Source organism: Sphingobacterium sp. lm-10 (assembly GCF_023554555.1).
In the GTDB taxonomy this organism is placed as follows: Bacteria; Bacteroidota; Bacteroidia; order Sphingobacteriales; family Sphingobacteriaceae; genus Sphingobacterium.
Genome location: NZ_JAMJWC010000004.1, coordinates 98,024 through 118,402 on the forward strand (window position 1 = coordinate 98,024; position 20,379 = coordinate 118,402).

Annotated in this window: 17 protein-coding genes; 5 read left to right on the forward strand and 12 right to left on the reverse strand. The window is 42.7% G+C overall.

Features of this window, described 5'->3' with window-relative positions; genetic code table 11:
- The first annotated feature begins 1 nt into the window (after position 1).
- Positions 2-907, forward strand: a complete 906-nt coding sequence (locus M8998_RS15875; RefSeq protein ID WP_249994622.1) for a DMT family transporter — start codon at positions 2-4, stop codon at positions 905-907.
- A 174-nt stretch (positions 908-1,081) separates the two neighbouring features.
- Here M8998_RS15875 and M8998_RS15880 read toward each other — a convergent pair whose 3' ends face one another.
- The 5 genes from M8998_RS15880 to M8998_RS15900 all read right to left on the reverse strand — a co-directional run bounded on the left by M8998_RS15880 (position 1,082) and on the right by M8998_RS15900 (position 7,588).
- Positions 1,082-2,866 carry an acyl-CoA dehydrogenase FadE gene (locus M8998_RS15880; protein WP_249994626.1) on the reverse strand — a complete coding sequence of 595 codons (1,785 nt, stop codon included), beginning with the start codon at positions 2,864-2,866 and terminating at the stop codon, positions 1,082-1,084.
- Positions 2,867-2,893: 27 nt separating this feature from the next.
- Positions 2,894-4,069, reverse strand: a complete 1,176-nt coding sequence (locus M8998_RS15885; protein ID WP_249994630.1) for an acetyl-CoA C-acyltransferase — start codon at positions 4,067-4,069, stop codon at positions 2,894-2,896.
- A 146-nt stretch (positions 4,070-4,215) separates the two neighbouring features.
- The gene (locus M8998_RS15890; protein ID WP_249994634.1) at positions 4,216-4,575 is read right to left on the reverse strand and encodes a four helix bundle protein; all 360 of its coding nucleotides are present in this window, start codon (positions 4,573-4,575) and stop codon (positions 4,216-4,218) included.
- A gap of 76 nt (positions 4,576-4,651) precedes the next feature.
- Complete coding sequence (locus tag M8998_RS15895) at positions 4,652-7,078, reverse strand: 3-hydroxyacyl-CoA dehydrogenase/enoyl-CoA hydratase family protein (protein WP_249994642.1); 2,427 nt, start codon at positions 7,076-7,078, stop codon at positions 4,652-4,654.
- Between the two features lie 54 nt (positions 7,079-7,132).
- Positions 7,133-7,588, reverse strand: a complete 456-nt coding sequence (locus tag M8998_RS15900) for a MarR family winged helix-turn-helix transcriptional regulator (protein WP_249994659.1) — start codon at positions 7,586-7,588, stop codon at positions 7,133-7,135.
- A gap of 148 nt (positions 7,589-7,736) precedes the next feature.
- Here M8998_RS15900 and M8998_RS15905 point away from each other — a divergent pair, with 148 nt between their 5' ends.
- On the forward strand, positions 7,737-8,699 hold the full coding sequence (locus M8998_RS15905; protein ID WP_249994668.1) for an isopenicillin N synthase family dioxygenase: 963 nt from the start codon (positions 7,737-7,739) through the stop codon (positions 8,697-8,699).
- Between the two features lie 486 nt (positions 8,700-9,185).
- Here M8998_RS15905 and M8998_RS15910 read toward each other — a convergent pair whose 3' ends face one another.
- Entirely contained in the window at positions 9,186-9,551 is a 366-nt protein-coding gene (locus M8998_RS15910) for an MmcQ/YjbR family DNA-binding protein (RefSeq protein ID WP_249994679.1), read from the reverse strand.
- A gap of 41 nt (positions 9,552-9,592) precedes the next feature.
- Positions 9,593-10,144: a thioredoxin family protein gene (locus M8998_RS15915; protein ID WP_249994689.1), complete on the reverse strand. Its 552-nt coding sequence runs from the start codon at positions 10,142-10,144 to the stop codon at positions 9,593-9,595.
- A gap of 237 nt (positions 10,145-10,381) precedes the next feature.
- Here M8998_RS15915 and dnaK point away from each other — a divergent pair, with 237 nt between their 5' ends.
- The 3 genes from dnaK to M8998_RS15930 all read left to right on the forward strand — a co-directional run bounded on the left by dnaK (position 10,382) and on the right by M8998_RS15930 (position 14,602).
- Positions 10,382-12,286: a molecular chaperone DnaK gene (gene dnaK, locus M8998_RS15920; RefSeq protein WP_249994699.1), complete on the forward strand. Its 1,905-nt coding sequence runs from the start codon at positions 10,382-10,384 to the stop codon at positions 12,284-12,286.
- 166 nt (positions 12,287-12,452) lie between these two features.
- Positions 12,453-13,160, forward strand: coding sequence for a hypothetical protein (locus M8998_RS15925; RefSeq protein ID WP_249994709.1), 708 nt, complete (start codon positions 12,453-12,455; stop codon positions 13,158-13,160).
- Between the two features lie 299 nt (positions 13,161-13,459).
- The gene (locus M8998_RS15930; RefSeq protein ID WP_249994721.1) at positions 13,460-14,602 is read left to right on the forward strand and encodes a BamA/TamA family outer membrane protein; all 1,143 of its coding nucleotides are present in this window, start codon (positions 13,460-13,462) and stop codon (positions 14,600-14,602) included.
- 34 nt (positions 14,603-14,636) lie between these two features.
- Here the strand turns inward: M8998_RS15930 and M8998_RS15935 are convergent, their stop codons facing one another.
- The 5 genes from M8998_RS15935 to M8998_RS15955 form a co-directional block, all read right to left on the reverse strand.
- Positions 14,637-15,698: an AI-2E family transporter gene (locus M8998_RS15935; protein ID WP_249994725.1), complete on the reverse strand. Its 1,062-nt coding sequence runs from the start codon at positions 15,696-15,698 to the stop codon at positions 14,637-14,639.
- A complete protein-coding gene (locus M8998_RS15940; RefSeq protein WP_249994739.1) occupies positions 15,695-15,928 on the reverse strand; it encodes a 4a-hydroxytetrahydrobiopterin dehydratase in 234 nt (77 codons plus the stop codon). The genes M8998_RS15935 and M8998_RS15940 overlap by 4 nt, the downstream gene beginning before the upstream one ends.
- 85 nt (positions 15,929-16,013) lie before the next feature.
- Positions 16,014-16,574, reverse strand: coding sequence for a biliverdin-producing heme oxygenase (locus tag M8998_RS15945; RefSeq protein WP_249994749.1), 561 nt, complete (start codon positions 16,572-16,574; stop codon positions 16,014-16,016).
- A 437-nt stretch (positions 16,575-17,011) separates the two neighbouring features.
- A complete protein-coding gene (locus tag M8998_RS15950; protein WP_249994759.1) occupies positions 17,012-17,965 on the reverse strand; it encodes an endonuclease/exonuclease/phosphatase family protein in 954 nt (317 codons plus the stop codon).
- Between the two features lie 6 nt (positions 17,966-17,971).
- Positions 17,972-20,287 (reverse strand): GH92 family glycosyl hydrolase, encoded by a 2,316-nt coding sequence (locus M8998_RS15955; RefSeq protein ID WP_284040585.1) that lies wholly within the window; start codon positions 20,285-20,287, stop codon positions 17,972-17,974.
- Between the last annotated feature and the right edge of the window lie 92 nt (positions 20,288-20,379).

The window sequence follows — 20,379 nt, forward strand, 5'->3', positions numbered from 1 at the left end:
CATGGGGAATTCTTTTTCATTATGGCAAAAAATTAAACAAAACCAGACACTACATGGTGTTTTCTGGATGGCTGTGTCTTCGTTTTTATATGTTGCACAGGAGGCGATAGTAAAGATGTTGACCACAGAATTGAAACCGATTGACATCGTTTTTTTCAGAAATACGTTTGGCTTGGTATTCATGTTACCCTTAGTTTTTAAACATGGTATCATGTCTTTAAGAGTGACGAACAAAAAGTTATTGATGCTAAGAGCGGTATTCGGCTTAGGAGCGATGCTTACCTATACCTATGCGCTAAAATATGAAACCTTTTTAACGGTCGGGACAATCAGCTTATTGGTGCCTGTTTTGGCAGCGATATTGGTTCCCCTATTTTTACCGGAACGGAGCAACCTGTTAAGCTCTATCGCCCTTGTTGTTGCTTTCATAGGAGCAACTTTAGTCGTTCAATCGCAAGGACAAGGCGCCGTATTTAATTGGAGTTATGGAACATTGTTTGCTTTTGCCTCTGTTGCTTTTAACGCTGGAATTTTTGTTATTATCAAATTATTAACCAAAACAGAGTCGAATATATCGATTTCCGTCTGGTTGTGTCTGACTCAGCTGGTAATAGCCTTTCCGTTCGTACTCTCTGATTGGAAATGGTTAGATTGGCCGACCTTAGGTTTGCTTGCTGTTATCGGTAGTCTTACGGCTCTGGCACAAATGGCCTTTGCACAAGCTTTAAGGTCCGATCAAATTCAATCTGTTATACCTTCTTCCTTTTTCCGCTTGGTATGGATCTTATTAATAGGCGTGTTCTTTTTTAAGGAGAGTTTCTATCTTCTTTCCATGTTTGGTGCTGTTTTAATTTTGATAGCAAACTTGTCTATTGTATTTCGCAGTTCTAAGCAGACGAGTCATTAAGCAGGCATTTGTATAACCTATTTCAGCATAAGTAACTCAGTTTATAAACACCGATCAAGACCAAGCTATCTTTTGAAAGTAAGAATACGGATTACACACAACAATTATTGTCAAAAACCCTCTGTATGATTATTATACAGAGGGTTTTTGACAATAATTAAAAGGTTGCTTAAACTAGAAAGCGTACTTATTATCGTCTATCAATTTGCGTGCAATACGTTGGCGAGCTTCCTTCATGTTAAACGGCTCTGCTTTGGTAAAGCGCTTCAATCCGACCAACATCATACGTAGCTCATCGCCTTCACCGAATGAGTTCAATGCTTCTTTACCAGCGACCGCCACCTTATCCAATACCGAATGAAGGTATACGCGTGCCATATCGTATGGTAATGCGGCAGCTTCTGCCCCTTTGGTATGGTGGATTTTCTCCACCCGTAACAATACAGACTCCGCTACATAGACGTATCCGATAATGTCCGCGATGTTCATTAAAATTTCCTGCTCTTTTGACAAAGACATCATCAGTTTTTGTACCGCAGCTCCCGCCACCAATAGGCCTGCTTTTTTCAGGTTAGCGATGATTTTCTTCTCTGCTGCAAATGGTGTCGTGTCTTCTTCTCCGAAGTCTGGGATTGCCATCAATTCGTTGGCAACCGCGGTAGCTGGTCCCATCAAATCGATTTCGCCCTTCATAGCGCGTTTCAAAAGCATATCTACAACCAGTAGGCGATTCACCTCATTGGTCCCCTCAAAAATCCGGTTGATCCTGGCATCGCGGTAGGCTCTTTCCATTGGTGCATCTGCCGAATAGCCCATACCACCATAGATCTGTACGCCTTCGTCTACAACATAGTCGAGCATCTCCGAACACCACACTTTAATGATAGCACACTCGATAGCAAACTGCTCTACTGATTTCAATTTAGCCTTTGCTTCATCCATGCCATCGGCAATCAATGCATCGTAAGCATCATCAATGTTTTGTCCAGCGCGGTATGCAGCACTCTCATTGGCATATAGCCGCGTGGCCATTTCTGCCAATTTGTAGCGAATAGCACCAAACTTAGAGATCGGCAGATTGAACTGTACACGTTCGTTCGCATAGCGAATAGACGCATTAATAATGGAGCGCGACGAACCAATTGTTGCAGCACCCAATTTAATACGGCCAATATTCAGAATGTTTACCGCAATCTTAAACCCATTCTCCCGATCGGAAAGCATATTTTCAACCGGCACGGCACAATCATTGAAAAACACTTGTCGTGTAGAAGATCCTTTAATACCCAACTTATGCTCTTCGGGATTCATCGTGATGCCGCCGAATTCACGTTCCACAATAAAGGCTGTTAGGTTTTTATCGTCGTCCACCTTGGCAAAAACAATAAAGACATCTGCAAAACCACCATTGGTAATCCACATCTTCTGCCCATTCAGGATATAGTGTGTGCCTTCTGGGTTTAATTTCGCAGATGTGCGTCCAGAATTAGCATCCGAACCAGAGTTTGGCTCTGTGAGGCAATAGGCAGCTTTCCATTCTCCGGTGGTCAATTTAGGAATGTATTTATCCTTTTGCGCATCATTACCATAGTACAGAATGGGCAAAGTACCAATACCAGTATGAGCAGAGAGTGCTACGGCAAAGCTATGGCCTCCACCAACCGCATCGGTTACTAACATGGAGGTATTGAAGTTTTTGCCAAATCCACCGTATTGTTCTGGAATAGATACACCAAGCATACCTAATTCTCCGGCCTTGTCTAGTAGCCCTTGCATTAGCCCCTCTTCTTGCTTATCGATACGATCCAGATTGTTCAAGACTTCTGCATCCAGGAAGTCCAAACAAGTCTGGCGGATCATTTTTGCTTCTTCATCAAATTCTTCCGGGATAAAAACATCTTGATAAGATGTTTCACGGATCACGAATTCTCCGCCCTTTATTGCTTTATTATTGCTCATAGATTTATAATTTACCTTTGGAACTTATTAGGATAGCATTTCAAATATACCGGCAGCTCCTTGCCCCGAACCCACACACATCGTAACCATGCCATATTTATTTTGACGACGCTTCATTTCATGCAATACCTGCACGGTAAGCTTTGCTCCGGTACATCCGAGTGGATGTCCAAGTGCGATGGCACCTCCATTTACGTTAAGTTTGCTGGTATCCAAACCTAGTTCACGGATGATCGCCAAAGACTGAGAAGAAAAAGCTTCGTTGAGCTCAATTAGGTCGATATCGTCTTGTTTTAAACCAGCCATTTTCAACGCTTTCGGAATTGCCTCAATGGGACCAATTCCCATGATGCGCGGTGGAACTCCGGCTACGCCGTAGCTTACCATTCTTGCAATAGGTGCCACATTCAGCTCTTTTAGCTTCGCTTCAGAGACGACTAATACAAAGGCAGCACCATCTGAAGTTTGGGAAGAATTTCCTGCCGTCACGACGCCATCGGCTGCAAATACTGGCTTCAACTTATTCAACACCTCTAAAGAGGTATCTGCACGCGGGCCTTCATCGGTATCAACCACGTAATCCCGTGAAGCGATTTTATCGTCTTTCACGTAATTCTCCGTCACTTTAATAGGCACAATGCCATCTTTTAAATGACCGTTCTTGATCGCAGCTACTGCCTTCTGATGCGATTCCAGCGCAAAGACATCCTGATCTTCACGAGAAACCTTATATTCTTTGGCAACTGCTTCCGCAGTTAATCCCATACCCCAGTACCAATCTGGGTTTTCTTTCGCGACCTTGGGGTTTGGCACCAGTTTCCATCCGCCGAATGGCATACCAGACATGACCTCGACGCCTCCGGCAATAATACAATCGGCCATGCCAGATTTAATTTTGGCGACCGCTGTAGCAATCGTATCCAAGCCCGATGCACAATATCTGTTTACGGTAACTCCAGGGACTTTATCTGTGTTTAATCCCATTAGAGAAATCATCCGCCCAATGTTGAGTCCTTGCTCGGCTTCAGGTGTTGCATTACCCACAATCACATCGTCAATTTGCTCCACATCCAAATTAGGAATGGTAGACACCATGTGTTGGATTACTTCGCTAGCCAATTCGTCTGCGCGCATAAAACGGAATACGCCTCTCGGCGCTTTACCTACTGCGGTACGATACCCTGCTATAATATATGCTTCCATGTTTTTTAGATTTGTGATGTGCGTATTGAGTAGTGAGATAGAAAGTTCGCTGAATCAATGAGCACCTCTATTTTTTAGATTTGTGATGTGCGTATCGAGTTGTGAGATAGATAGTCCACTAAATCGATGAGCACCTCTGTTTTTATTTATCCATTTTTTGCTTTCAATGTCTGCTGCAGTTTGTAGTACATTTTTTGAATTTCATCAATTTTGTCTAATATTCCGTCCAATTCTAGCGCACATAGATTGAGGCTTTTCGCGATCATCAGTTGCGTTTGCAACTCATAGGCCGAACCATTGGCTATGCCCAAAAAATGAATAAATTCTCCATTTGTGTTTCGCCCTGCTCCCTCGGCAATATTGGAGGGTATAGAGACGCATGATCTGCGGATTTGCGAAGTCAAACCGAATCGCTCATCCGCTGGAAACTGCGAGGATATTTCGTAAACCGAAACACACAAGTCCAAGGCTTTATGCCATATTTTCAAGTCCTGAATTTTATGCATTTATTTTTTGTTTTCGATAAACAAGATTACTGAAGATCCCTCTCTTATCTCAATACGCTGATCGCTCTACTTCAATCTAATTCCTCAACGGCTTCCCTTTGGTCAACATATGCTGTATACGTTCCAAGGTCTTTCGCTCTCCACATAGTTCCAAGAAAGCTTTACGCTCTAAATCCAACAAATATTGCTCAGAAACCTCTGTTGGCGCCGATAGATCACCTCCACACATTACCCAGCCCAGCTTTTCGGAGATTTTTTTGTCGTGCTCCGATATGTAATTTCCGGCATGCATCGAAGCTGCTCCGGCGTATACTACGCCCAGTCCTTGTTTTCCCAGCACTTTAATATCCTTGCGCGGTGCCGGTTGCAGGTATCCTTCGTTCGCCAGTTCCAGCGCTTTTGCTTTGGCATCGGCCAATAGGCGTTTGCGATTCATCGTGATGGCGTATTTCCCTTGCTGCAAATAGCCCAACTCGTAGGCCTCTACAGCAGAGGTTGACACCTTCGCCTGCCCGACCGTCAGAAAGCGATCTTTCAACGTGTTTTGCACGATCTGATCATCTTTGAATTCGTCCGAAGCGCGTAGCGCAAACTCTTTGGAGCCACCTCCACCTGGGATCACTCCAACGCCGAATTCTACCAAGCCCATGTAGGTTTCGGCATGAAGTTGTACAAAATCGGCATGCATGGAGAACTCACAGCCTCCACCCAGTGTAAGCTGAAATGGGGCCACCACCACTGGAATCGACGAATAACGGAGGCGCATGGCTGTATTTTGGAACATACGCACCGCCATATTCAGCTCATCGTAATCCTGCTCTACCGCCATCATGAAGATCATACCGATATTGGCACCGGCAGAGAAGTTTTTACCCTCATTGGTGATAACGAGGCCACGGTACTCTTGCTCTGCCAAGTCGATCGCTTTATTGACCCCCTGAATAACATCGCCGCCGATAGTATTCATCTTTGTATGAAACTCACAGTTGATAATGCCATCGCCGAGATCCGTAATCGTAACGCCAGAGTTCTTCCAGATCGTTTGTTTATCACGAATATTATCCAATACGATTAAATCCTCGGCTCCCGGTATGGGTTGATACGATTTGGATGCAATGTCATAGAAATTTTTGACGCCATCAATGACCTTGTAAAAGTGTTCATTGCCACCGTCCAGCATTTCGTGAACCCAAGAAGCCACCTCGCCCGACTGACCAGGCAACCGCTTCTCTTCGCTCTTAATCTTTTCAATGGTTTCGCGTACGCCTAATGCATCCCACACTTCGAATGGCCCCAACTCCCAGCCAAATCCGGCACGCATGGCATCGTCGATACGGTAGAAATCGTCTGTAATCTCTGGTACGCGATTGGACACGTATTCAAATAAAGGATAATGCATTGCGCGGAATAATTGAGCCGCCTTATCAGTACCTTGCTCGTAAACCTTCATCCTTTTGCGGATGTCCTCTACGGGCTTGGTCGCTTCCAGTGTGCTGGATTTTACCTTTTGTTGTTCGCCGTATTCTAGTGTTTTCAGATTTAAGGATAATATGTTCGAATTTCCTTTATCGTCTTTTACCTTTTTATAGAAACCTTGTTTTGTCTTCTCTCCAAGCCATTTTTTCTCGGTCATCTGGCTGATATAGGAAGGCAATTCAAATACACCTTTGGCTTCATCATTCGGTGCATTTTCGGTTAGCCCATTCGCTACATTTACTAAAGTATCCAAACCCACTACGTCGGCAGTGCGGAATGTCGCCGATTTTGGATGACCCATCGCAGGGCCTGTAAATTTGTCTACTTCTTCTACAGTAAGCTCCAGCGGGTCGACCAGATGCGTTAGTGCCAGCATAGAATACACCCCGATACGATTACCAATAAAAGCAGGCGTATCTTTACATAATACGACGGTCTTACCCAATAGCTTGTCGCCAAAGTAGGTTAAGAAATCGATCACTGCAGGATCGGTATGTTTTGTAGGAATGATTTCGAAAAGTTCCAGATAACGCGGTGGATTAAAGAAATGCGTACCACAAAAATTCTTTTTGAAATCATCGCTACGCCCTTCTGCCATCAAATTAATCGGAATTCCAGACGTATTGGAGGTAACTAATGTCCCTTCTTTACGGTGCTTCTCTACTTGATCGAATACCGATTTTTTGATGTCCAACCGTTCTACCACCACCTCAATTACCCAATCGTAGTGGGCAATATCTTTCATGTTGTCGTCGAAGTTTCCGGTTTTGATGCGGTTGGCATACCGCTTACTGTATATGGGAGAAGGATTTGTTTTGAGAGCCGTATCTAAGGACGTGTTCACAATTCGATTGCGTACCGCTTTGCTTTCCAGGTTTAGTCCTTTCGACTCTTCCTGAGGCAGAAGCTCTTTTGGAACAATATCCAGTAAGAGCACTTCTACACCAATATTTGCAAAGTGGCATGCGATCCGCGAGCCCATTACGCCCGAACCTAACACGGCTACCTTTTTGATATTTCTTTTCATACCATCTTATTTTAGATTTATTATGTGCGTGCTACCGACGGTCGCCGGCAGACGCTAAACTTCTACTGTTGATTTCTCTGTATTTGGATCATATTTCGAAACGAGGTCATTGATCTTCGACAAGGTTTTTATCAGTTGCGCTCGATCCTTAGCGGAAAGCTCATCGTCCAAAAAATTGTTAAAATCGCGCACCACATTTTTGGCTATGTTTCTTTTCTCCACACCCAATTCGGTGAGGTACACCTTGACAGATCTTTTATCCGTCGTGCTGGCTTCCCTATAAATAAAGCCTAAAGACTCCAAATTGTTTAGCACGCGCGATAAGCTCGTTGTCTTTACTCCTGTGGAGTTCGCGATGTGCGATACGGGTGTACCATCCCGATGAATATTAATCAAGATATAACCGGCAGCCTGCGTGAATCCATGTTGAGCAGCAATTTGGTTATATTTATTAGCCAAATTTTGCCAGCAGGCCTTCAAAAAATAATCTATTGTGTTACTTTGACTCATAATTAATTGCCTCTAATTGCTATGCCAGCATATCAAATTTAACAGATGTTTGGCACAATCCAAAACTTTTGACAGCTTATTTGTAAAAAATCGCACTACGCAATACGGGTAATATCATTTAACTTTGCTTATCATAAAAATATGTCGCATGGCAGAAATAAACATACCTAGACTAGATTTGTTGCAGTACACCGAAGGGGATGATGCGCAACGCAAACAGTTTTCGCAAGATATTGGTAAGGCATTTAACGAAACAGGATTCGTTACGATCGCTAACCATGGATTGAGCCAATCGTTGATTGACGAGCTTTATCAAGTGGTAAAAGACTTTTTTGACCTGCCAGAAGACGTGAAAAACGCTTATCAATTCCCGGAATTGGCTGGACAGCGAGGCTACACTTCTAAAGGCAAAGAAAAAGCGAAGGATGCTAACACGCCTGACCTGAAGGAATTCTGGCAACGCGGACAAACCATTGTAGGTGAAGAATATTCAAAAGCAGACTTTCCTGATAATATTATCGTATCGGAATTGCCTCGTTTCAACGAAATCACGGCAGAGGTTTACAAACGACTGGAAGATGCTGGTAGAAACATCCTGCAAGCCATTGCGATATATCTAAACCTAGAAGAAGACTATTTTGAATCTTTTGTGATTAATGGAAATTCCATTCTTCGCGCAATACACTACTTCCCTATCGAAAATCCGGATGCCATCTCAGCGGATGCGGTACGCGCCGGAGCACATGAAGACATCAACCTTATTACCTTATTAATTGGTGCGAGTGCGGATGGCCTAGAGGTGCTTACGAAAGACAATGAGTGGTTTCCAATCAAAGCTAAAGGAGAAGATATTGTCGTGAATGTGGGCGATATGCTACAACGCCTGACGAACAATAAACTGAAGTCGACTACCCACCGTGTGGTCAACCCGCCTCGCGAGCTGATGAAAACATCGCGGTATTCCGTTCCATTTTTCTTACATCCAAAATCGAGCATGAGCTTGGCCAGTCTGGATACTACCATCTCGGACGAATATCCAAAATTGTATGAAGACTATACCGCTGGACAATACCTGGATGAAAGACTTCGGGAAATTGGCTTGAAAATGTAACTCGTATTGAGCTTGCCCTCAAGCCGGGCGGGCTCTTCCTTTTTTTCCGAAAAAAAGATCAGCAAAAACCACGAAGTGATCAGCGAAGCTAAACTCGCCGCTGACCGTATTGGCACAACGTTCGTGCATCCTCGTACTATTGCCAATCCGCTGAGGCGGCATTTAAAGAAGATGAAAAGTTGGTGCAGCGTCATAAATTTGTAAGATCGCTTCACCAACGTCCTTCAGGCTCGCGACGATGTTTCCCTTAAAAAGCTATTTAATACCTATCCACTCATGTCCTAGCGTTCTGGCTGCGGGCATCTGACCGAAAGTAAATCCGTTAAAAACAAAAATCTGATCGAGCGCAGTGAGTTCATTTTTGTTTAGGGTTTCTTTTGGGTAGATAGCAGTAAGGAATGCAGACTTGATTTTGCCAAACTTTTATCAAGAAAAGTTTGAGACCTTTCACATCTCAGATGGAAACAAAATTATAAAATCGGGAGGTTACTCCGCGTCTTGTATTTCTTCCTGCTGCTTCCTAGGCAGCCCACGATAAACCAGCTCGTAAGAATGATCAATCCACTCTTTGAGCAGATGATCGCCCGCCTCTCGATTTGTAAATACGGTATTCCAATGCTTTTTATTCATATGGTAGCCCGGATACACCGTTTGTGAAAACGATTCGCGTAGCTCCAATGCCAATGCCGGATCGCACTTCACATTAAAACTCAGTGCATCAATCTGATCTAGTCCGACCAGGAGGAAGATTTTTAACCCTACCTTGAACACTAAGGTATCCGGCCCAAAAGGCATCTCTTCAGACACTCCTTTTTTTTGCAGGCAATAAAGACGTAAGCTCTCGATGTCCATAAATATTGATCGCTATATGGTAGTCAACGTTGTGATGGCTATTATGTGAGTAAAGCCAGTAATTCGTCTTGTATAGCGACTCCTTTATCATCATTGTACCATTTCTGCAATGTTTCTTTGATATCTGAAAATGGACGGCTATCTGCTTTCATCGTTTCAAAGATACGTTGTAAAGGTTCTGGACGAGGGCCCCACACAGCTTTGTCGTGCCCAACCTCATTACGAATAATTAGCTTGGGAATAGATTTACCACCATTCGTCAAATAATCATCAATCAAATAGGGTTCGCTATCGCGAAGTTGTATATCTAAGTCTATTTTTGGGTTATCCTTTACCATCTGGTAAATCTGTGGTACAGAATGCGCGGCATCGCCACACCAAGGTTCTGTAATAACGATCCAGTGTTGCTCTTCTGTAATACCGTCTACATAACGCTTCATGGCTTCGCTTGGTTCGAAACGTTTTATCCAACGGCTCATACGCGTCCAGTTCATCTTTGCATATTGCAGGTATTCCTCGTCTTTGTAACGTTCGTATTTTTCAGGTTGTGCAAGTATGTCACCAAAATGTATCAGGTACTCGTCAAAAGTCATAAATCAATAATTTGGGGGCTAAATTACGCAATTTTATCCAGCGCACGTTCGGCTCATCGTGTCATAATTTCGCCATGGTATAGCTATGCATAATGCATAAAATGACAGGATGTCACGCTAATTTGACATCAACAAGACACATTGTACAGATTTATGACGTCTAGAATGCATTATCAACATTGGCACAACGGTTGATATAGGATAGGAAATTAGGATTAAAGAGAAACAAAATAAGATATGTCAAAAATAATAGGTATAGATTTAGGAACCACGAACTCATGTGTTGCCGTAATGGAAGGTAATGAGCCGGTGGTTATTGCGAACAATGAAGGTAAGCGTACAACGCCATCTGTTGTTGCATTTGTAGAGGGTGGAGAGCGCAAGGTAGGTGATCCTGCAAAACGTCAGGCTATCACAAACCCGCACAAAACCATTTATTCCATTAAACGCTTCATGGGTACTTCTTTCGGCGAAGCAGAAAAAGAAGTATCTCAAGTGCCATACAATGTGGTAAAAGGCGACAACAATACGCCACGTGTAGAGATTGACGACCGTAAATATACACCACAGGAAATTTCTGCCATGATTTTGCAGAAAATGAAAAAAACAGCGGAAGACTATTTAGGTCAAGAAGTATCTCGTGCAGTAATTACGGTACCGGCATACTTTAACGATGCACAACGTCAGGCAACTAAAGAGGCCGGCGAAATTGCAGGTCTTAAAGTAGAGCGTATCATCAATGAGCCGACTGCTGCGGCTTTAGCCTACGGTTTGGACAAAGCGAATAAAGACATGAAAATTGTCGTGTTTGACTGTGGTGGTGGTACACATGACGTTTCTGTTCTTGAGTTGGGCGATGGTGTTTTTGAAGTAAAATCTACAGATGGAGATACCCACTTAGGAGGTGATGACTTTGATAATGTAATCATCAACTGGTTGGCTTCAGAGTTTGCTAACGAAAACAATGGATTTGAGCTGAAAAAAGATGCAATGGCTTTGCAGCGCTTGAAAGAAGCGGCTGAAAAAGCAAAAGTAGAATTATCCTCTACTTCTTCTACAGAGATCAACTTGCCATACATCACCGCTGACGCGACAGGACCTAAGCACTTGGTGCGTACGTTGTCTCGTGCAAAATTCGAAAGTCTTGCAGACGATTTGATCAAACGTACAATCGAGCCTTGTAAGACTGCGTTGAAAAATGCAGGTTACAGCACTTCAGACATCGACGAGATTATCTTAGTAGGTGGTTCTACACGTATTCCTGCTATTCAGGATGCGGTGAAAAGCTTCTTTGGAAAAGAGCCATCTAAAGGTGTTAACCCAGATGAGGTCGTAGCATTAGGAGCGGCTATTCAAGGTGGTGTATTGACTGGAGAAGTGAAAGACGTTTTATTGTTAGATGTAACGCCTCTTTCTCTAGGTATTGAAACGATGGGTGGTGTATTGACCAAGCTTATTGAAGCAAATACAACGATTCCAACTAAGAAATCAGAAGTATTCTCTACGGCAGCAGACAACCAGCCATCTGTAGAAATTCACGTACTGCAAGGTGAGCGCCCAATGGCTGCTCAGAACCGTACTTTAGGTCGTTTCCAATTGACGGATATCCCTCCTGCACCACGCGGTGTTCCTCAAATTGAGGTGGTATTTGACATCGATGCGAACGGTATCATTAAAGTATCTGCAAAAGACAAAGCGACAGGTAAAGAGCAAAATATTCGCATTGAAGCTTCTTCTGGTTTGAGCGATGAAGAAATTCAAAAGATGAAACAAGAAGCGGAAGCGAATGCTGAATCCGATAAAAAACTGAAAGAAGAAGTGGATAAAATCAATGCTGCTGACGCATTAGTTTTCTCTACTGAGAAACAGCTAACTGAATATGGAGATAAAATCCCAGCAGAGAAAAAATCAGTTATCGAAGCCGGTTTAGAAAAATTGAAAGCAGCACATGCTGCTCGTGATTTCGCTGCGATTGATACGGCTTCTGAAGAGTTACAAACGGCATGGAATGCTGCTTCTGAAGACATGTACAAAGCCTCTCAAGACGGTTCTGCTCAGCAACCTCAAGGTGACGCAGGTCAGGCCGACAACAATGGTGGCGGCGACGATGTTCAGGATGTAGATTTTGAAGAAGTAAAATAATCATACCTCGCCGCAAGGCGAATTCGAAAAAGCTCCGACAGAGAAATCTGTTGGAGCTTTTTTATTTAGCAACTTTATTGCATTTGAAATAATGATGTTTTATATTTGCCACATTGTTGCAATAATAATACTCAACATTGGACATTTTAATCTAAACATCATACACATGACATCACAAAAACAAAACAAATTTTTCAGTGCTATCCTTGCGTTTGGCCTCATTGCCTCTTTCGCTTCATGTAGCAGTAACAATACAGTAGAACCTGTACAAGAAGGAATACAAAAAGCAGAATTGACTTTTACGGAAGTAACTGGAGCAGGAGTATACCCTCATGGGGATCACTTTCATGGTTTGGCCGGCGCAACAGACGGAACTGCAACAGTCGTAACCTTCAACGCGCAAGGAGCAGCAACTGCCAACGGTCACTTGCATTTAGATGCCGAAGCCGTGTACCGCATCGATTTAAAAGCTTGGGATCATACAGGTCGCGAAGTGGCTGCAGACTTTATCGCTAATGAAGCCGCAGCCGCGAATTACAAAGCATTCCTAATCGGCGGAGATTACATTCTGAACCCAACTACCACCAATGAGACAGGTGCGATCTTCCAACCTAGAGAGACAGTCTATGGCGACGGAGCAGCAGTAACCGGCCCAGCTGGAACCGGGACTACTGGTGTCATTTCCTATTTCTCAGCAGGTCATGATAATGCAGAAAAATCCAGAGCGGTTACTTTTATCATGCGAAGACTTCAATCGGGTGTAAAGGGAAACATTACACGACTAGACTGGAATAAAAACGATTATGCCAGTCTTTTTGCTGGTGAAAATGTTCTGGAGCTTCAATTCGAAATTCATGCAGAACACGATCATTAATCGCAAAGAACCTTTTGTACAAAATTTAAAAGAGGGAGTGCCGCTATCGACACTCCCTCTTTCATTTCAAACTAAATGTGGTAACACGTTTATGTAATAACAACGTCAACTTTGTTCGGGAAGCATAGTATGCTATTAAATTTGACCATTTTTGAAAAATAATCAAATAAATGATTATTTGATTCGATGTGCTGTCTAATTAGGCACTCATATTGCGAGAAGAATATATATGAGTATAATAAAGTGTAGCTGTTTTCTTTACAACAGTAGGTGTTTCGAGATTCAAGGATGTATGAAAGATGCTTAGAGTTGCTCTTCTATTGTCTTTATTCTTATATGTTTCTTATGCAAATGCACAGTTTGCGAGAGGTTTACGCAATGGATGGGCAGGACGTTATATAAACTCCATTATAAACGATACTACTGCCGTAGAAGCAGCCACTTTTACAGTATATCCAACATTTGCCAGTTCGCCTGAAACGGGGGTAGAATTAGGCCTGTCTGCCCTAAAGTTATATTATGCCAATGGCGATACACTGAATCGACTCAGTGAAATGCAAGCATTTACTTTTTTCACTTTTAGAGGTCAATACGGTTTACAGCTGGAAAATGCTTTGTACGGCGATAAAGACAAATGGTTCTTCCTTGGTGAAACAAAGATTCAACGTTTTCCACTATCCTATTATGGCATTGGCCCAGGCACATCAGAAGAGAATCCCGCAACAGTAGATGCCTTCCAGGTATCTGCCAAACAACGCGTTTTACGGAAATTGGCAGACAACTTTTTTGCGGGTCCCGAAGTAGACTTTCAATTACTTTCTGGCGTAGATTTCCGTCAGCCAGAAGAAGGAGAACCATTTTCCATTCCGCGTGGTGGGGAAGGCACCAAAAACTTAGGCGTAGGCTTTGGATTTGTCTATGATACACGTCATAATGTGTTAAACGTACGTAAGGGTCTATTTGGGGAATTAGCTTATCTCAAAACCTTTGAGGGATTTGTAAGTGATTTTAATTTTGGAACGGTCAATCTGGATATCCGGTCTTTCCACACCGTTCGTAAGAATGACGTGTTTGCCTGGCAGGTCGTCGGACAGTTTGTTCACGGGGAACCGCCATTCAACCAGTTAGCATTATTAGGAGGAGATCGCATGATGCGCGGTTATTATTTAGGTCGCTACCGAGATAGAAATATGTTTGCCGCACAGGCAGAATATCGCATACTACCTTTTTCTTTCAGTAAACGATTAGGTGCGGCTGTCTTTGGATCTGTCGGAAATGTCGCCCCCGATATTGGTGCCTTTCAAATGCGCAATATGCGCGTAGCAGGTGGAGTTGGCCTGCGCTTCTTACTTTTTCCGAAAAAAGATATTTACTTACGCTTTGACCTAGCATTCACCAGAGAAGGTACAAATATTTACATCTTTAATGGCGAAGCATTTTAGGCTTTTTTAACCTCTTGTATCAACTCAAAAATCGTCAATCCCCTATGAGGTAGCCATAAGGCTTGAGCGATTCTACCTGATCAAATATTACTTTAAAGATACCCAGCAGAGGTATGAATAAAACCATACCAGCTGTGCCCCATACCATACCCCCAAGTAATAAAACCATGATTGTGAATAGCGGACCTAGTTGTACCTGACCTCCTGTAATCTTTGGGGTGAGCAAGTAGCTATCTAGTTGCTGTGTAACGGTAAAAAAGATGGTCACAATAATCGGTACGCTTAGTGTATCTCGTGTAATCAAGGTATACAACACAACAATACCACCACCAGCAACAGATCCTATATAAGGGATAACATTAATTAGTGCCGCGATGATGGAGAAGAAAAGTGCATTCTCAATGCCAATAATCGTTAACCCGATAAAATAGATCACCGAAAGAATTAGGACAACAAGAAAAATACCAGCTACATATCGACTGGAAACACGGGTAATCTTATTGACGATCTCCTGCGTATGCCCTACTTCGTTGTGGCCTGCATATTTATCTACGATCTGCAACACAAAGCTTTTGATTCTTCTGCGATAAATCAACATCAAAATAGTGTAGACGGTAATGATTAACAGATTTCCCAAAATCGTCACAACGGAGAAAAGCACCCCACCAAGTAATTTTCCGGCAGAGCTGGACCAAGTGGCTACCTGTTCTTGTAAATACTGCTTTTGTTTGGAAATCGATACATCAAAATGCTCAGAAACTAAACTATGCCCTTGTGCAAACATCGTGTTGAACTTTTCACCGATAGATTCCATTTCTGCTCCTAGCTCTACTAATTCATTAACGAGCACATACATCACACCAACAATAAGTAAAAGGGTGGATAATACCGCTATGACAGATGCTATACCGCGACTTACACCCCAACTTTCCAGTTTACGGCAAACCGGCAACAGCAGCATCCCCATGAGGCCGCTGATGGCAATCGGAACCAAGAAGGCCTTGGCAAAATATAAAATAAGAAAAAACAATACGATGAACGCAAGTACTTGATTAAATCCACCCAAGGCGGTCATTTTCGTAGGGGTTGTCTTCATAGAGCCAATCTATCTATCGCTTTTGCCATCTGGCGGTCTTTATCGGTTACTTTATTTCCGCTATCATGGGTCGTCAACCATATTTCGACCTTATTAAAGGTATTCTTCCAAGTAGGGTGATGATTACTCGATTCTGCAATCAGTGCTACCCGCGTCATGAAGGCAAATGCCTGAGAAAAATCAGTGAAGGTAAATTCACGGTACAAATGGTGATCAGTTTCTTGCCACATAAGATTTCTATTTTTACAAATATTTGCTACAAACAATGTTTTGTAAACAGGCTATATGACCTGATTGTTTTTACCGATTGCCGCTTTAACGATCTACCGGGGTACTTAGCAGCTCTTGAAAATGTGCAAAAGTTTGATTCGCCTTATCTGCACTACGCTCATAAGTAGCCGGATCATTACCGACCCTGTTCAACGCTTGCAAAAATTTTTCCCACATTTGCGCAGACTCCTCTCTATATCCGGAAAAGAAACTGAAACCTCGTTCAATACCATATTTTTTCAGCATCTGTACAATATACGGACCGCCCATTATCGACCCTTCAAGCACATACAATGCACTAAGTGCATCAAGCGAGTGATGTAATGATGGCACGGATACTACTCTATTCTGATCTACTTCCGCACCCAAAGTTTCAATATCTTCTTGAATATGCTGAGAATTTCGGCGCTCATTGTAATCGGGCAAAATATCGCCGGTCATGTAAGGTTGTATTTCTCGCTCCACAGCCATGAAATAGCTGTAGAAATTTTTAAGTATGCTGGCGTAATCTTCTTCATTACGTATGGCTTTTAATTGCCGTACGACAATGCCTTCCAATGCCTGATGGCTCTCCTTCGTATGTTCTTTGATGTATTGACTCAACATAGTGCTTTATTCTTGATCACAAAATGTACTATGACCAATATAGCCGTTTATAAATGAAATTGCCAAAAAAATTAATGTTACAAAGGGATTGGATTATCCTCCGAAATAGTAAATATTCTACTTTGGCTTACTTTTTGTATAAATACAAATCCGAGGGTTTAGCTCCTTACGAATTGCAAGAGATAATACAGATCCATAGGCACTCGGACGCACTTACAAAAAAATAGATATCATGAATATCAGAAATTCTATCAGTAGACAACCAAAGGCGATACGCGATGTATTGGGTAATATATCCATGCTTGCGTTGATTATTTTGCTACTTTTTGTGTTAGAGTACACCGTAAACTAAGAGCAGGATCGTCTTAAGTTCCTGTAAGACACATCCCCGTTGCGAGCATCTTTTGAAAGATTATTGCAACGGGGATGCGAGTTTCTTAAAGTACCGGAATTGTTAACTCAGCAACTACCGGAAAGTGATCTGATGGCAACCTCGCCTGATAATTCTTAAAAGACAGTTCGCTCGGAAAATCTCCCTTTTTAACATCTTTCTGATCTTCTGCGCTACGATATGTATCTAGCAGGACAGCATATTTTTGTACAGAAATCCTATTGCTTACAAAGATATGATCGATTCTGCTTTCGGTCCATAGGTTTGGGTCAAATGCGTTGAAGGTTCCATTGTGGGCATACCGTAGCACGGCCTGCTCATAGGCATCAGCCACATAACCAGACCCTTGTATAATCTGATAAATCGAATTGCTCTGGTCCACATTGAAATCACCTGTCCACAATACATCGTCATTGCCCACAACATTACGCATACGCTGTAAAACTAACTTACAACTTTCCTCACGGGCTTTCAGACCGACATGGTCGAGGTGCAGATTGAAGAACCACAAACGCTTGCCGCTAGCCTTATCTTCCAATCTTGCCCAAGTACATATCCGTGGAAGTGCTGCATCCCAACCTTTGGAAGGGATATGTGGTGTTTCCGAAAGCCACATCACGCCTGAATCCAACAAAGAGAACCGATCGGATTTAAATACAATTGGCGCAAACTCACCTTCCAACTTGCCATCATCACGACCCACACCTATAAAGGTATAATCTGGCAACTGTTGTTTTAGATCTTCAAATTGGTGCGCCAATACTTCTTGACAACCAAGGATGTCAAATGCGTTGTATTTAATTAACGACGCAATGACCGGCAATCTATTTTCCCAAGCATTGCCATTATCCCGATCTCCTTTATTGTCATACCGGATGTTGTAGCTCGCCACTTTCAATGCAATAGAATCTTGAGCTTGCGTAGTAAACGCCGACATCATAAGCCATACAAATACGCCTAATAGGATATATTTCGAATAACAATTTCTGCTTTTCATCATGTTCTTTTATTTTTTAAGTTCATTGGTGAATGAGTAAGGTGCGTCTTCTGGTGCCGTACCACGTTGCTGATTAGGCTCCGGTGCCATATCGAAGCTGAGCTTAGCACCCTTCTGCAAGGTAGGAATATCCAAATAGTTCTTGGTGTATTTCTTACCATTTACTTTAAGGCTATTCACATATACATTTTCTTTTTGCTGGTTCGCAGCCGTGATGACTACCTTTTTACCGTTTTCCAGATGCAATGTAACCTTTTTAAACTGCGGTGACCCTAATGCATACTGATTGGTACCTGGAGCTACGGGATAGAATCCTAAGGAAGAGTAAACGTACCATGCAGATGTCTGACCATTGTCTTCGTCTCCACAATAGCCATCTGGAGTTGGCAAATACAAACGATCCATAATCTCGCGAACCCAATATTGACTTTTCCACGGCTCCGCCCCATAGTTATACAGATAAGGCATATGCTGAATGGGCTGATTGCCGTGCGCATACTGTCCCATATTCATGATCTGCATTTCTCGCATTTCGTGAATCATGCTACGACTTTTCATACCTTCGTAACTCGGGATGACAAAGACCGTGTCTAACATGGCTGTAAATGCTTTGTTGCCCCCCATTAAGTCAATCAGTCCCTGTGGATCATGAAACACACAGAAACTCCAATGCCAGGCATTCCCTTCGGTGTAATCTCTGGACCAAGCGCTTGGATCAAACGGTGATGTGAAGGTACCGTCTGAGCTACGAGCGCGCATCAATTTTGTAGAAGGGTCATACAAGTTTTTGTAATTCATAGACCGTTCTTTGTATACTTGCAACTCCTCTTCTGTCTTCCCTAATGACTTGCCAAATTGATAGATGGACCAATCGTTATATGCGTATTCTAACGTGCGTGCTACGTTTTGCGTGATTTTGCTATCTGTCGGAATATAACCCAAATCATTGTAAAATGTATAACCAGCTCTTCCTGTGGAAGAATTAGTGGGGTGTACGTTGTTAGCACCATGCTTTACCGCTTCCCATAATGTATTGTAGTCGTAATCTCTTAAACCTGTCCTATAGGCATCTGCTACTACAGAGGCAGAATTATTGCCTATCATCGACGCGCGATGTCCTGGACTGGCCCATTCTGGCAAGAAGCCGCTTTCTTTGTATGCGTTGACCAAACCTTCTTGCATCTGTGTGTTCATCGAAGGATACAATAAATTCAGCAAGGGAAACAAACTGCGAAAGGTATCCCAAAAGCCAGTATCGGTGAATAAAGGGCCGCGTAGCACCTGCCCATTGTAGGGACTATAATGCCATTGTTTCCCTTCAGCATCCCATTCCGAGAAATCACGAGGGAAAAGTGTAGAACGGTATAGACAAGAGTAGAATGTGCGCAACAAGTCTACGCGATCATCTTCGATCTCTACTCGTCCCAACACCTCATTCCAGCGATCTCGACCAGCCTTGGAAACCGATTCGAAGTCTTGATCCTGCACTTCTTTCAAATTGATTGCTGCTTGATCAAAACTAATAAAGGAAGAGGCAACTTTGGCAGTGACTTCTTCTCCTCGTTTGGTTTTAAAACCGATGATAGCACCAGCGTGATCCGTGGTAGTTGCCTTTTTGTTACCCATCAATTTTCCATTCTCCACGATCTGGGAATAGGTGAATGTTTTGTCAAAAACGATAATGAAGTAATTCTTAAAATTTTCGGCAACACCGCCACTGTTACGCGTAGTGTAACCTTTTATCATGCGTTGCTCTGGAAAAATTTCGACGTGAGATCCTTTATCAAAAGCGTCAATCACGATGTAGGCACTATCTGTTTTTGGGTAGGTGATCCGAAAAATTGCTGCTCGTTCTGTTGGTGTTAGCTCAGTAGTGACGTCATGATCCGCTAAATACACACTGTAATAATAGGGCTTAGCCACCTCTGTTTTGTGCGAAAACCAACTCGCTCGCTCATCCTGATCAAAAACAGGTTGACCGGTGATGGGCATTAACGAGAATTGTCCGTAGTCGTTATTCCAAGGGCTGGGTTGATGCGTTTGTTTAAACCCTTTAATTTTGTCGGCAGTATAAGTATACACCCAACCATTGCCCATATCGCCCGTTTGTGGGGTCCAGAAGTTCATTCCCCAGGGTCTAGCAATCGCTGGATAAGTATTACCATTGGAGAGTTCGTATTTCGACATGGTGCCGATAATAGGGTCGGCAAAATCTACTGGCTCAAAGGATTTTGGTTTTTTGCCCTGTGCAAATCCTGTGCATACCAATAGCAGCATGATCAGGCATAAAGCACAGCTTCGCATTACTGAATTCAATATCATCATAGTATCTTTTAGGTTATTAACTAAAATTAGCTAACACGTTTTAGCAATAATAATAAATATTACCTGAAACTGTGACTAGTTGCTCAAAGATT

What these genes read in the sequence shown, in the direction of transcription:
- M8998_RS15940 (WP_249994739.1), bottom strand. Translation starts at nt 15,928, where the DNA reads ATGTGGCAAGAAACTGATCACCATTTGTACCGTGAATTTACCTTCACT.
- dnaK (WP_249994699.1), top strand. Translation starts at nt 10,382, where the DNA reads ATGTCAAAAATAATAGGTATAGATTTAGGAACCACGAACTCATGTGTT.
- M8998_RS15905 (WP_249994668.1), top strand. Translation starts at nt 7,737, where the DNA reads ATGGCAGAAATAAACATACCTAGACTAGATTTGTTGCAGTACACCGAA.
- M8998_RS15930 (WP_249994721.1), top strand. Translation starts at nt 13,460, where the DNA reads ATGCTTAGAGTTGCTCTTCTATTGTCTTTATTCTTATATGTTTCTTAT.
- M8998_RS15890 (WP_249994634.1), bottom strand. Translation starts at nt 4,575, where the DNA reads ATGCATAAAATTCAGGACTTGAAAATATGGCATAAAGCCTTGGACTTG.
- M8998_RS15900 (WP_249994659.1), bottom strand. Translation starts at nt 7,588, where the DNA reads ATGAGTCAAAGTAACACAATAGATTATTTTTTGAAGGCCTGCTGGCAA.
- M8998_RS15950 (WP_249994759.1), bottom strand. Translation starts at nt 17,965, where the DNA reads ATGATGAAAAGCAGAAATTGTTATTCGAAATATATCCTATTAGGCGTA.
- M8998_RS15925 (WP_249994709.1), top strand. Translation starts at nt 12,453, where the DNA reads ATGACATCACAAAAACAAAACAAATTTTTCAGTGCTATCCTTGCGTTT.
- M8998_RS15885 (WP_249994630.1), bottom strand. Translation starts at nt 4,069, where the DNA reads ATGGAAGCATATATTATAGCAGGGTATCGTACCGCAGTAGGTAAAGCG.
- M8998_RS15875 (WP_249994622.1), top strand. Translation starts at nt 2, where the DNA reads ATGGGGAATTCTTTTTCATTATGGCAAAAAATTAAACAAAACCAGACA.
- M8998_RS15955 (WP_284040585.1), bottom strand. Translation starts at nt 20,287, where the DNA reads ATGATGATATTGAATTCAGTAATGCGAAGCTGTGCTTTATGCCTGATC.
- M8998_RS15935 (WP_249994725.1), bottom strand. Translation starts at nt 15,698, where the DNA reads ATGAAGACAACCCCTACGAAAATGACCGCCTTGGGTGGATTTAATCAA.
- M8998_RS15945 (WP_249994749.1), bottom strand. Translation starts at nt 16,574, where the DNA reads ATGTTGAGTCAATACATCAAAGAACATACGAAGGAGAGCCATCAGGCA.
- M8998_RS15895 (WP_249994642.1), bottom strand. Translation starts at nt 7,078, where the DNA reads ATGAAAAGAAATATCAAAAAGGTAGCCGTGTTAGGTTCGGGCGTAATG.
- M8998_RS15915 (WP_249994689.1), bottom strand. Translation starts at nt 10,144, where the DNA reads ATGACTTTTGACGAGTACCTGATACATTTTGGTGACATACTTGCACAA.
- M8998_RS15880 (WP_249994626.1), bottom strand. Translation starts at nt 2,866, where the DNA reads ATGAGCAATAATAAAGCAATAAAGGGCGGAGAATTCGTGATCCGTGAA.
- M8998_RS15910 (WP_249994679.1), bottom strand. Translation starts at nt 9,551, where the DNA reads ATGGACATCGAGAGCTTACGTCTTTATTGCCTGCAAAAAAAAGGAGTG.